Below are 12,933 nucleotides of genomic sequence, written 5' to 3' on the forward strand. Positions count from 1 at the left end.
GCCGCCGCCCCACCCTGGTGTGGATCATTCCCCTGCTGGCGGTGGCCCTCAGTCTGGGCCTGGGCATCAAGGCCCTGCTCGAGCGGGGGCCCCAGATCACCCTGCAGTTCGCCCGGGCAGAAGGTCTGGAGGCCAACAAGACCCGCCTCAAGTACAAGGACGTGGACATCGGCACGGTGACGGACATCACCCTGAGCCCGGACCGCAGCTCGGTCCAGGTCAAGGTCCAGGTGAACAACAGCGCCAAGGGCCTGCTGGTGGAGGACAGCCGCTTCTGGGTGGTGCGCCCCCGGGTCACCGTGGGCGGCGTTTCCGGCCTCGCCACCCTGCTCTCCGGGGTGCATATCGCCATCGACCCGGGCCACTCCGGCAGCGACGCCCGGGAATTCGTCGGCCTGGAGGAGCCGCCGGCCATCACCAGCGACACCCGGGGCAGCCAGTTCAAGCTCAGCAGCGACACCCTGGGTTCCCTCGACATCGGCGCCCCGGTCTATTACCGGCGCATCCCGGTGGGCCGGGTCATCGGCTACGCCATGCAGCCCGATGGCCGCGGCGTCGATGTGCAGATTTTCGTGGATGCCCCCTACGACCGTTTCGTCAGTCCCAATTCCCGCTTCTGGCACGCCAGCGGCGTCGATGTGGCCATGGATGCGGACGGAGTCAAGCTCAACATGCAGTCCGTGCTCAGCCTGATGCTGGGTGGCGTCGCCTTCTCCAGCCCCGAAGGGGAGCCCGGCGAGACGCCGGCAGCGGCCCCCGCCGCCAGCACCTTCGTCCTCCATCCGGACCAGGCCACGGCTCAGCGCATTCCCGACAGCAGCTACCAGAAGTACGTGCTCATCTTCCGCGAATCGGTGCGGGGCCTGACGGTGGGCGCCCCGGTGGATTTCCGCGGCATCACCGCCGGCGAGGTGTCCCGCATCGACCTGGATTTCGACCAGACCACCAAGAACTTTTCCATGGCGGTGGAGATCAAGCTCTACCCGGAACGCCTCAGTCGCCGCAGCCGCGGCATGGGCAACGCGGAACCCAGCCGCAAGGACATCCGGGAAGTGCTCAACGCCATGGTGGCCCGGGGCTTCCGCGCCCAGCTGCGCACCGGCAACATCGTCAGCGGCCAGCGCTACGTGGCCCTGGACTACTTCCCCAACGCCAAGCCCGCCGCCATGCGCTGGGGCAAGGGCATTGCCGAACTGCCGACCCAGCCCGGCAGCCTGGACTCCCTGCAGGACCAGCTGGAAACCATCGCCACGACTCTGCAGCACACCCTGCAGCACACGGACAAGCTGATCACCCGCCTGGACCGGGAAGTGGTGCCGGAACTGGCCGACACCCTGCGCGATGCCCGCAAGGCCCTGGACCAGGCCAACAAGGTCCTGGCCAGCGACGCCCCGATGCAGCAGGAAGTGCGCGACACCCTGCGGGAAGTGGGCCGGGCCGCCAGCGCCGTGCGCAACCTGGCGGACCTGCTGGAACGCCAGCCCGAAGCCCTGCTCAAGGGCAAGAAGGACGATTGAGAGGATTGAGAGAAATGCCGACCATGCCCACGCGCCGCCCCATCGCCGCCCGTTCTACCCTTTCCGCCTTCGCCGCCGCCCGGCGCGGCGCCCTCGCCATCCTGGGCACCGCCCTGCTCCTGGCGGCCTGCGGCACCACGCCCAAGGCCAGCCTCTACACCCTGGACGACGGCCGCCCCGGCGGCCAGGGCAACGGCCCCAGCGTGCTGCTGCTCAGCGCCAGCCTGCCCGAATTGCTGGACCGGCCCCAGCTGGTGCTGCGGGGCCCGGACCAGCGCATCTTGCTCAGCGAACAGCAGCGCTGGGCCGAGCCCCTGCGCAGCGGCATCGCCCGCAGCATCGCCGCCGACCTGGGACGCCTGCTGGCTTCTTCCCGGGTGGCGGCCCTGCCCAACGGCGCCCCCCATTTCGACGCCGACTTCCGCCTCACCCTGCACGTGCAGCGCCTGGAGGCCCAGGTGGGCCGGGGCGTCGATCTGGATCTGCTGTGGACCCTGCAGCCGCGGCAGGGCAAGGAGCTGCTCGGCCGCAGCCAGGTGCACGAGCCGCTGGCGGCGGGGAACGAAACCATGACGGGCGACGGCGGCGCCGCCGCCCTGGTGGCGGCCCAGCGCCGGGCTCTCAGTCAGGCCGCCGCCGAGATAGCCGCGGCCATCCGGAGCCAACCCCTGCCGGCTGCAGCCCAATAGGGACGGCCACCTTCAGGCACGGCAGGCCGGGAACAAGGCGCCATGCGCCTTCCCGGCCACCCTATTTCTCAGGCCGCCACCTTGCTGGACGGCGGCCCCGACTGTCCCCGCCTTAACCCAGGGCCCGGGTGACGATCTCGAACACGTCCCGGGACAGGCCGGGATGGTCCCGCAGACTTTCCAGGGCCGCCCGGCTGTGGGCCTGGCGGCCGGCGTCGAACTTCTTCCAGCGATCGAAGCAGCGGGCCAGGCGGGAAGCCACCTGGGGATTGCGGGCGTCCAGGGCCTTGATCTGCTCGGCGAAGAAACGATAGCCGGCGCCGTCGGCGGCGTGGAAGCGCACCAGGTTTGCACCGAAGGTGCGCAGCAGGGCATAGACCTTGTTGGGATTGCCGAGGTCGAAGGCCGGATGGCCGGTGAGGCGCTGCACCGTGGCCAGGGTGTCGGGCTGGCGGCTGGAGGACTGCACCGCCAGCCATTTATCCACCACCAGGGCCTCGCCCTGCCAGCGCTGGTAGAAGGCGGCCAGGGCCGTCTCCCGCTCGGGGCAGTCGCCCAGCACGTTGGCCAGGGCGGCCAGGGCGGCAAACTGGTCGGTCATGTTGTCCGCGTCCTCGAACTGGCGCACGGCCAGCTGGCGCATGCCGGCGGTGTTGAATTCCAGCAGGTAGGAGAGGCACAGGTTGCGCAGGGCGCGGCGGCCGGCGTCTTCGGCGCTGGGCTGGTAGGGACCGCTGGGGGCCAGTTCCGCATAGACGGCAGCCAGCTCGGCCCGCAGGCCCTCGGCCAGGGAGAGGCGCAGATGGTTGCGGGCGGCGTGCAGGGCGTCCGGATTCACCTCCTCCAGCATCTCGGCCAGGGTGGCCTCGCCGGGCAGGGTCAGGGCTTCGGCGACGAAGGCGGCGCCGGCCTCTTCATGGCTGCCGAGCAGGCGGCGGGCGGCGGCGATGAAGCCTTCCGGCACCACCGGCGCCTGGCCGGCGGCGATGGCCGCGGTGGCTTCCAGGATCAGACGGGAGGCCAGGCGCTGCCCCGCTTCCCAGGCGTTGAAGGGATCGCTGTCGTGGGCCAGCAGCAGGGTCAGGTCGGCGTCGCTGTAGGCGAAGTCCAGCACCACCGGAGCGGAGAAGTCCCGCAGCAGGGAAGGCACCGGAGCCTGCGCCACATCATCGAAATCGAAGCGTTGGGTGCTCTCGGTGAGCAGCAGGGTGCGGCTGTGGCCGGCCAGTTCCTGGCCCTGGCGGTCGAACAGGGCGACGCGGATGGGGATCAGGTAGGGCGCGTTGTCCGAAGCCTTGGGATTGCTCTGGGTGAAGCTCAAGGTGTAGCGCTTCGCCGCGGCATCGTAGGCAGCCTCGGCCTTGACCTGAGGCGTGCCGGGCTGGCTGTACCAGCGCATGAACTGGGTGAAGTCGAAGCCCGAAGCTGCCGCCATGGCGGCGACGAAATCGTCGCAGGTGACGGCCTGGCCGTCGTGGCGGCGGAAGTATTCGTCCATGCCGGCGCGGAAGGCTTCGCGGCCGATCAGGGTCTGGATCATGCGCACCACCTCGGCGCCCTTTTCATAGACCGTGGCGGTGTAGAAGTTGTTGATCTCCATGTAGGAGGCGGGACGCACCGGATGGGCCATGGGGCCGGCGTCCTCGGGGAACTGGGCGGCGCGCAGGCCGCGCACCTCGCGGATGCGGGCGGTGGTGGGGTTGTGCAGGTCGGCGCCGAATTCCTGGTCGCGGAAGACGGTGAGGCCTTCCTTCAGGGACAGCTGGAACCAGTCCCGGCAGGTGACCCGGTTGCCGGTCCAGTTGTGGAAGTACTCGTGGGCCACCACCCGGTCGATGTTCTCGAAATCCACGTCGGTGGCCACGTCGGCCCGGGCCAGCACGTATTTGGTGTTGAAGATGTTGAGGCCCTTGTTCTCCATGGCCCCCATGTTGAAGTCGCCCACGGCCACGATCATGTAGTGGTCCAGGTCGCACTCCAGGCCGAAGCGCTGCTCGTCCCAGGCCATGGACTTCTTCAGGGCCAGCATGGCGTGAGGGCACTGGTCCAGCTTGCCCGGCTCCACGTAGATGGCCAGCTGCACGGTGCGGCCACTGGCGGTGGTGAAGGTGTCGCGCAGCACGTCCAGCTTGCCGGCGACGACGGCGAAGAGGTAGCAGGGCTTCTTGAAGGGGTCCTGCCAGCGGGCCCAGTGACGCCCATCGGCCTCGTCGCCGCTGGCGACGGGATTGCCGTTGGCCAGCAGCACCGGCAGGGCCGCCTTGTCGGCGTGCAGGGTGACGCTGAAGGTGGCCATGACGTCGGGCCGGTCCGGGAACCAGGTGATGCGGCGGAAGCCCTGGGCCTCGCACTGGGTGAAGTAGCCGTCAGCGGAACGGTAGAGGCCGGAGAGCTGGGTGTTCTTTTCCGGCACGATGCGCACCACGGTCCGCAGGGTGAACTGCTCGGGCACCCCGGGGATGGTCAGGGTTTCGACGCCAACTGTGTATTCGCCCGCAGCTAGCACCCGGCCGTCGATGGCGACCGATACGGTTTCCAGCTCTTCGCCATCCAGCACCAGGGCCTGGGCCCCGGCGCCCGCCAAATTGCGGCGACAGGCCAGGGTGGCGGTGACGGTGGTGCTGCCGGGGCGGATGTCCACATCCAGGTCCACCGTGTCCACCAGATAGGCGGGCGGGGTGTAGTCCTTCAGGTAAATGGTCTGGGGCGTTTCGGTTTTCATGGTCGGCGGGGGCCGCGAGCGCAGCCGCGAAAATGGGGAACAGGCGGCAATGATACGCCAGCCCTCCGCCGCCCCCGGAGCGTCACACAGATTAAAAACAAAGGTGTTATCGTTCCGGCATAAACCATTTCCCACTCGCCGTCCCGGCTCCTCCACCATGAAACCCCGCCAGATCCACACCCTGCACCGTCCGGCCGCCAAACCCAACGGCCAGCCTCCCTGCCTCTTCGTCCACGGCGGCTACATGGACAGCCGCTGCTGGGACGTCAATTTCCTGCCCCGCTTCAACGCCGCCGGCTACGACTGCGTCGCCCTCGATCTTTCCGGCCACGGCCAGAGCGAAGGCCGGGAACGGCTCGACCGCTTCGGCCTGGATGACTACGCCGACGACGTGCTGCAGGTGATGGCCAAGCTGCCCCGGCCGCCCGTCCTCATCGGCCACTCCATGGGCTGCGCCGTCATCGAGCGGGTGCTGGAGTGCCAGGGTGCCCCGGCCGCCGTGCTGCTGGCCCCGGTGCCCACTTCCGGCACCCAGGGTTCCATCATGAGCCTGGCCCTCAAGCATCCGGATTTCTTCGCCAAGATTCCCGCCATCAGCCAGGGCGAGATGGACGAAGCCAGCCTGCTCCTGATGCGGGACATCTACTTTTCCCCCGACATGCCGCCTGAAGGCCTGCTGCAGTTCTCCCACCTGATCCAGCCCGAATCCGCCGAAGCCGCCGCCGACATGGCCGGCCTCGGCTACCGCAGCTACCGCTCCCGGCCCGAACTGCCGGTGCTGGTCATGGGCGGCCAGTTCGACGCCGTCTTCCCGCCCTCCAGCATCGGCTTCACCGCCCTGCGCTGGAACGGCGACTTCAAGATCATCCCCCACTGCGGCCACATGCTCATGCTCGACCATCCCTGGCCCAAGGCGGCGGCGGAAATTTTGCAGTGGTTGGAAGAACGCTAGGCAAACCCTGACGGCAGATGATCCGGGAGTTCCAACGCTCCGGGATCATCTGGCAAGACCTACCGTTGTTCACCGGCGATTCCCCCCGCCGTGAACGAAACAGGCAGCAGGCGACAAATCCCCATCCCCTTTTCGCTTCGATACTGGAGGCTCCCTTCGCCCACAAGATCGGGAGTCCCCCGTTTCACCTCCTCCGCAGCAACCCCTCGCAGGTCTTAAGCCCCAACTGTTCCCCCTCGCAGCAGCACGACAAGGCTACGACGGCAATTGTTCAACGGCACCCTTGCCATACGAGGTCCACTTGTCCTATATTTGCAAAAACTTAATATAAAACATTAATTTTTTACTGCATAACAGGACGCCTCATGGACACTCCACAACATCGCATTCGCCGCGCCTCCCGTCTGCTGCGGGTGGTTTCCCTGGCTGCCGCCCTGCTCCTGCCGGTGCTGGTGGCCTATCTCTGGGCCCATGTGGAACGCTGGGCCGACTGGGGCGTGACCTGGTCCGACGCCTTCCGCATCGCCGGGGTGGCGGCTGCCGATCTCAGCATGTCGCAGCGGTTGCTGGGCTATCTCACCGATCTGCCGGCCCTGGCGGCGGGCAGCTACGTCTTTTTCACCCTGGCCGGCATCTGCCGGCGCTACGGCAACGGCGAGCTGTTTTCCACCGCCGTGGCCCGCGCCTATCGCCGCTTCGCCCTGGGCATGCTGGCCTGGGCCGGCCTCAAGGTGCTGTCCCAGACCCTGCTGGTGCTGGCCCTGACCCTGGACCATCCGCCCGGCCAGCGCCTGCTTGCCATCGGCATCGGCAGCGACAGCCTGGCCATGGTCCTGGTGGGGCTGGCGGTGCATCTCCTGGGGCAGGTGATGGAGGAAGGTCGCCGCCTGCAGGAAGACAACGCCCTGATCCTGTGAGCGGCCATGGCGATCATTCTCAATCTGGACGTGATGCTGGCCCGGCGCAAGATGCGCTCCCGGGAACTGGCCGAGGCCATCGGCATGACCGAGCAGAACCTGTCCCTGCTCAAGAGCGGCAAGGTCAAGGGGGTGCGCTTTTCCACCCTGGAGGCTATCTGCCGCCACCTGGCGTGCCAGCCGGGTGACCTGCTGGAATACCGGGCGGACGAGGGCGATGAGAGCCTCGGCTGAGTCCTGCCGCCGCCTCGGGGCCGGCCTCTGCCTGGGCCTGCTGCTGGGCGCCCTGTGGCCGGGCTCCAGCCGGGCCGGGGACGGGCCGCCGCGCCAGGTGCTGCTGGAGGAAGGGGAGCCGGTGCGCATCGAGGCCCGTCCCCGCCAGACGGAAACCACCTACGGCCATCCCGGCGGCGAATCCCGGGTCGAGGTGCGCAGTGCCGGCGGCCGCTACTGCCTCACCAGCTACCGGGATAATCCCATCCTGGCCAATGTTTACGCCACTCCCGGGGGCGGCCAGCTGGCCGTGCCCACCAATTGCCCGCCTTGAGGCATGCCCTCTGGCAATGGCCGTCCCGCCTGCCTCGGCGGGAATGGGGAAAGCACCTGTGACACTGTGTCACATTCCTTTAGTGATAGTCCTCCCCTAGCATCCGCCTCCGCTGACTGACCCATCAACGCCGCTCCGCGCCCCGGGGAAACGGCGTCCGGCCATCCCGGCCCGATGGGCACTTTCCCGGATAGGTGTTCCATGCTCCCTGCCCCCGTCGCCTGCTGCGGCCGTCCCTTGCCCCACCGCCTCGCGCCCGTCTCCCTCGCCGTGCTGATGATCTTTTCACCCCTGGCCCGGGCCCAGAGCGCCGACACTCCCCGGGTGCTGGACGAGGTGGTGGTGCGGGACCAGGGCCTGCAGGACGACCTGGCCTTCGACAAGAAGGTGGTCACCGGCAGCCGCCTCGGCCTCAGCGTCAAGGAAACGCCGGCCGCCGTCACCGTCATCGACCGGGAAGCCATCGAGCGCCGCGGCGCCGACAACACCCAGGAAATCCTCAAGGGCGTGGCCGGCATGACCGCCTCCTCGGCCCCTGGCTCCCCCGGCGCCGTGTTCTACCGGGGCTTTTCCGGCGGCAGCGTGACCCAGCTGTTCAACGGCATCACGGTGCAGTACGACGCCATCGCCGCCCGCCCGGTGGATAGCTGGATCTATGACCGGGTGGAGGCCATCGGCGGCCCCTCCAGCTTCCTCTACGGTGCCGGCGCCATCGGCGGCTCCATCAACTACGTCACCAAGCTGGCCAACCGGGACGGCGACTTCACCGAGGCCAAGGCCCGCTACGGCAGCTACGACGCCACCCAGGTGGCCATCGGCACCAACCGCCGCCTCAACGACCGCAACATCATCCGCCTGGATGTGAACCGGGATTCGGCCCGGGGCTGGAGCAAGGGCACCAAGCGGGAAGCCTGGCAGATGGCCGCCTCCCTGCTCACCGACCTGACCCCCGACCTGAGCCACACCCTGGCCGTGGAATACCAGAAGGAAACGGTGGACCGGCCCTACTGGGGCACGCCCCTGACGATGCCCTTTGACGGCAAGGTCCACATCGACAAAGAGACCCGTTTCAAGAACTACAACGTCAGTGACGGCCTCTACGAGCAAACCGTCAAATGGTTCCGCTCCATCCTCGACTACAAGGTCAATGACCAGCTCAAGCTGCGCAACACCCTCTACCACTACGACGCCCTGCGGGACTACCGCAACGTGGAGACCTACGCCTTCAACGCCAGCAACACCCGGGTCAACCGCAGCGGTGGATTCCTCCAACGCCACGACCAGAACGTAAACGGCAACCGCTTCGAGTTCAACTGGGACAGCACCCTGGGCAGCCTGCCCACGGCCTGGGCCGGCGGCTTGGACTACAGCCTCAACAAGCAGACCCGCTTCCCCAGTCAGACGCCCAACGGGGCCGTACTCGACAACGTGGATCCCTACAACCCGGTCTCCGGCTCCTTCAACTCGGTCACCGGCCTGGCCGGCGACGCCTACCAGCCGGACCGCTCCAACCGGGTCACCACCCTGGCCCTGTTCCTGGAAAACCGCACCTTCCTGAGCAAGGACCTGTCCCTGCTGACGGGCCTGCGCCAGGACCACATCGACCTGGAAGTGACCAACCACCGGGCCGCCTCCGCCACCGACCCGGCCTATTTCAAACGCACCTACAAGCCCCTCACCGGCCGCGCCGCCCTCACCTACGACCTGACGCCCAACGCCAACGTCTATGTGCAGTACAGCACCGCCGCCGACCCCCCCGCCGGCATCCTGGCCACGGCCAGCTTCGCCCAGGTAAGAGACTTCGACCTGACCACCGGCAAGCAGCACGAGATCGGCAGCAAGTTCGCCTTCGCCGAAGGCCGGGGCCACGGCAGCGTCGCTTACTACGAAATCACCCGCAAGAACATCTCGACGACCAATCCCAGCAACCCGGGCACCACCATTCCCGTGGGCCAGCAATCCTCCCGGGGCATCGAGGTCAACGCCGCCTACCAGCTCACGCCCCGGCTCCAGGCCTCCGGCAATTTCTCGGTGGTGGATGCCCAGTACGACGACTTCAGCGAAAAGGTGGGCAGCGTCGCCGTCTCCCGCCAGGGCAACCGGCCCAGCGGCATCCCGGCCCGGGTCACCAATCTCTGGCTGAGCTACAGCCCCAGCGCCGACTGGCGCGTCGGCGGCGACCTGCGCTACGTCTCGGACCGCTACGCCGACGCTGCCAACACCCTGAAGGCCGAAAGCTACGGCCTGCTGGGGGCCTTCGTGCAGTACAAGCTGGACCGCAAGACCACCCTGACGGCCCGCATCAAGAACCTCACCGACAAGGTCTACGCCGAAAACGTCTCCGGCACCAACATGGTCTATCTGGGCGCCCCGCGCACCCTGGACCTGTCGGTCCAGACCAGCTTCTGAGGCCCCACCGGCCCCCGCCCGGGGGCCGGCCCTTCCACCCAGCCGCCTGCCCTCCATGAAACGTCTGCTCTTCCTCGGCCACCGCTGGCTCGGCATCGTCCTCTGCCTGTTCATGGCCCTGTGGTTCCTCTCCGGCGTGGTCATGATGTACGTCGGCTACCCCAAACTGGGCACCGCCGAACGCCTGCAGACCCTGCCGCCCCTGGCCTCCGCCGGCTGCTGCGTCAATCTGGAGCAGGCCCTGGCCGCCCTCCCCGCCGGCGCCCGGCCCCGCAGCCTGCGCCTGACCAGCATCGGCGGCCGCCCCGTGTTCATCGCCGGGCTGGAGAAAAACCGCTTTGCCGCCATATCCGGCCATGACGGCAAGGCGGTCGGCAGCATCGACGCCGAGGCCGCCCTGGCCGCGGCCCGGGCCTTCCTGCCCGGCCAGCCGGCCCGCTACCTGGAAGCCCTGCAGGAAGACGCCTGGACCCACTCCCGGGCCCTGGACGGCCACCGCCCCCTGCACGTGGTGGAAATGGACGGCAGCGACGACGGCCAAGGCCGCACCCTGCTCTACGTCTCCGCCAGCACCGGCGAGGTGGTGCGCGACGCCAGCGCCACCGAGCGCACCTGGAACTGGCTCGGCGCCTGGCTGCACTGGCTCTATCCCCTGCGCGGCGGCGCGCTGGACGGCTGGTGGACCGAGATCATCATCTACACCTCCCTCGCCGCCACCCTGCTGGCCCTGAGCGGCCTCGTGGTGGGCCTCCTGCGCTGGCGGCGGCGGCCCTACGCCAACGGCAGCCGCAGCCCCTACCGCAAGGCCATGCTGCGCTGGCACCACTGGCTGGGCCTCATCTTCGGCCTGCTCACCTTCACCTGGATCCTCAGCGGCCTGCTCTCGGTCAATCCGTGGAAGGTCTTCGACGCCGGCACCCCCAAGCCGGCCCCGGCCCGCCTGGAACTGGCCGCCGGCACGGACGCTCCCGGCATCGGCGAGGTGCTGCAACGCTTCCGCGCCGACGGGCTGGAGGCCCGGGAGCTGGAATGGCTGACCTTCGCCGGCACCACCTACGTCCAGGCCCGGGATAGCCAGGGCCACAGCCGGCTGCTGCCCTGGCAGCGGCAGGGCGTGGTGCAGTCCGCCCTGGAGCCGGGCGTCCTCGAGGCAGGCGGGCGCCAGCTGCTGCCCCAGGCCGGGCTGGCGGCGACCCACCTGCAGACGGAATACGACTGGCACTACTACCAGCGCACCTACCACTCCATGACCGGCCATATGGAAAAGGCCCTGCCGGTACTGCGCCTGGAATTCGACGACCCGGCCCATACCTGGCTCTACCTGGACCCGCGCAACGGCGCCCTGGTGCAGCGCCTGGACGACCGCCTGCGCCTCAAGCGCTGGCTTTTCGCCCTCTTCCACAGCTGGGACTGGCTGCCCCTGCTGCAGCACCGGCCCCTGTGGGACATCCTGCTCATCGTCGCCAGCCTGGGAGGCTTCCTGGTCAGCCTCAGCGGCCTGGTGATCGGCCTGCGCCGCCTGGCCCGGCCCCGGGGCTGAGCCGCCGGCATCCTCTCCCCGGGCCGGGAATGCCCCAGAAATGGGCATCTCCGGCCCGGTGTTGTATTCCTGCACCGGAAATGTGCCCGACCCCGCCGGGGCGCCCCTCCTTTTCCGGGAAAAATTCCCATAAATCAGCGACAATCCGCTCCCCCGGATGGAAAGCACGGCTCTTGCTTCCATCCCCATCATCGCCCCCTAGGGAGTCTGGGACCATGACCACCGTCCGTCATCTGGAAATCGCCGCAGCCGCCGAGCCGCCGGCTGAAGGCACGCGCCGCCTCATCGACGGCCAGGAGCGGGTGTACTACGACGGCTACTGGATCAAGACCTACCCGGTCCCCGCCGACTCCCTGGACGCCAAGAAGCGCCTGATCGAGGCCCTCACCCGGCGCCTCTTCAACCACACCGAATACGGCCTCAACATTCCCGGCCACCGCCTGGCCGAAGCCCGGGCCGCCTACGCCGCCGAGCAGGACCCAGGCAAGAGCCGGGTCAAGGCCGCCATGCTGGCCGGCGCCCTCTTCAACCGGGCCACGGACATTTTCCGCAAGCTGGTGGAGCTGCAGGCCGAGGGCATCGAAGTGGGCTGCGACGACGCCCTGATGCGGGAATGCGGCCAGTACCTGATGGAAGCCATGGAGCTGGGCCGCTTCGTCCTGCACCGCAGCGGCGAGGAAGGCATCGACGAGCTGTGGGGCGAGCCCTTCCGCGCCTTCTCCATTCCCGTGGAAGATTTCTACGAAGGCCGCTACATCAAGATCGGCCAGACCCTGCGCGACATCGACCGCATCGCCGCGGCCATGATCGACACCATCGGCCAGGTGCCCCTCTTCGCCGGCGTCGCCGGCCCCATCCGGGACCTGGCCGCCGCCGCCAAGGTGAAGACCGAGACCCTGCGCACCGATCCGGAAATTTTCGACATCTGGTCCTCCCTGGTCACCGCCGGCGAACGCCTGGCCAACTTCACCCCGGGGCCGCCCACCGGCACCCCCAGCCGCTGTCCGCCCCCCGCCGGCTCCCCGGTGCACAGCGTCTCCGACGGCCTGCACCTGCTGCGGGCCGGGCGGGACCTGGTGTTCTACATCACCCGGGCCCGCACCCCCATGCCCAAAAGCACCCGGGAATACATCGAGCGCTGCCAGACCTACCTGGCCATCGGCAGCGTGCCCTTCGCCCCGGTGCCGCTACCCGCCTGATCCGGACAGGCGCCGCCGGCCTAGCGGCCCGCCGCCCCGGGGCCGGGTCCACCCTCAGGGCTCGCCGTCCCCGTCGGAACCGGGGCCCTCTTCGGCCTCGCGCATGATCTGCTCCCAGGCCACGGCCATCAGCAGCACCAGCAGCATCACCAGCTCGGTGACGGCAAAACTCACCATCGAATCCGTGCCCAGGCCCAGCAGGGGCGGCATGACCAGGGCCCCGGTCCCAAAGAAATTGCTCCAGCGTGAGGTGTCCATGGTGCTACTCCCGACAAAGATCACTCCCTGATTGCTGCAGAGCACAAAACAGGCCACAGTCCCGCCCTGCCACCCCGAGACGCCCTATCCGCGGGCATCTCCGGGCAGGCACCGCCACCCGGTCCGGTCCCTGGACCTTCCCGGCCACCCCATTTTTCCCCGCCCTTCGCCCCACATCGGTGC

11 protein-coding genes are annotated in these 12,933 nt (G+C 68.5%); 9 read left to right on the forward strand and 2 right to left on the reverse strand.

The window, feature by feature from the left end; translation table 11 throughout:
- Both AC1RTA_RS15525 and AC1RTA_RS15530 read left to right on the forward strand, forming a co-directional pair.
- A partial coding sequence (locus tag AC1RTA_RS15525) for a PqiB family protein (protein WP_492785239.1) occupies positions 1–1,517 on the forward strand: 1,517 nt, incomplete at its 5' end.
- Positions 1,518–1,531: 14 nt separating this feature from the next.
- Positions 1,532–2,206, forward strand: coding sequence for a PqiC family protein (locus AC1RTA_RS15530; protein ID WP_492785240.1), 675 nt, complete (start codon positions 1,532–1,534; stop codon positions 2,204–2,206).
- Positions 2,207–2,318: 112 nt separating this feature from the next.
- Here the strand turns inward: AC1RTA_RS15530 and pepN are convergent, their stop codons facing one another.
- Entirely contained in the window at positions 2,319–4,928 is a 2,610-nt protein-coding gene (pepN, locus tag AC1RTA_RS15535; RefSeq protein ID WP_492785241.1) for an aminopeptidase N, read from the reverse strand.
- Between the two features lie 157 nt (positions 4,929–5,085).
- Between pepN and AC1RTA_RS15540 the strand changes: the two genes are divergently transcribed.
- The 7 genes from AC1RTA_RS15540 (at position 5,086) to AC1RTA_RS15570 (ending at position 12,492) form a co-directional block, all read left to right on the forward strand.
- Positions 5,086–5,880: an alpha/beta fold hydrolase gene (locus AC1RTA_RS15540; RefSeq protein WP_492785242.1), complete on the forward strand. Its 795-nt coding sequence runs from the start codon at positions 5,086–5,088 to the stop codon at positions 5,878–5,880.
- A 365-nt stretch (positions 5,881–6,245) separates the two neighbouring features.
- Positions 6,246–6,797, forward strand: coding sequence for a DUF2975 domain-containing protein (locus AC1RTA_RS15545; RefSeq protein WP_152089325.1), 552 nt, complete (start codon positions 6,246–6,248; stop codon positions 6,795–6,797).
- Positions 6,798–6,803: 6 nt separating this feature from the next.
- A complete protein-coding gene (locus tag AC1RTA_RS15550) occupies positions 6,804–7,031 on the forward strand; it encodes a helix-turn-helix domain-containing protein (protein ID WP_014237332.1) in 228 nt (75 codons plus the stop codon).
- Positions 7,015–7,344 carry a hypothetical protein gene (locus AC1RTA_RS15555; protein ID WP_416242624.1) on the forward strand — a complete coding sequence of 110 codons (330 nt, stop codon included), beginning with the start codon at positions 7,015–7,017 and terminating at the stop codon, positions 7,342–7,344. Before AC1RTA_RS15550 ends, AC1RTA_RS15555 begins: the two co-directional genes overlap by 17 nt.
- A gap of 201 nt (positions 7,345–7,545) precedes the next feature.
- Positions 7,546–9,753 (forward strand): TonB-dependent receptor, encoded by a 2,208-nt coding sequence (locus AC1RTA_RS15560; protein ID WP_492785243.1) that lies wholly within the window; start codon positions 7,546–7,548, stop codon positions 9,751–9,753.
- Between the two features lie 55 nt (positions 9,754–9,808).
- Positions 9,809–11,293, forward strand: a complete 1,485-nt coding sequence (locus tag AC1RTA_RS15565; protein WP_492785244.1) for a PepSY domain-containing protein — start codon at positions 9,809–9,811, stop codon at positions 11,291–11,293.
- 215 nt (positions 11,294–11,508) lie between these two features.
- Positions 11,509–12,492, forward strand: coding sequence for a hypothetical protein (locus AC1RTA_RS15570; RefSeq protein WP_130458369.1), 984 nt, complete (start codon positions 11,509–11,511; stop codon positions 12,490–12,492).
- Between the two features lie 54 nt (positions 12,493–12,546).
- Here AC1RTA_RS15570 and AC1RTA_RS15575 read toward each other — a convergent pair whose 3' ends face one another.
- Positions 12,547–12,750 carry a hypothetical protein gene (locus tag AC1RTA_RS15575; protein WP_014237327.1) on the reverse strand — a complete coding sequence of 68 codons (204 nt, stop codon included), beginning with the start codon at positions 12,748–12,750 and terminating at the stop codon, positions 12,547–12,549.
- Positions 12,751–12,933 lie beyond the last annotated feature (183 nt).

The organism is Azospira sp. MPR-E4 (assembly GCF_058809645.1).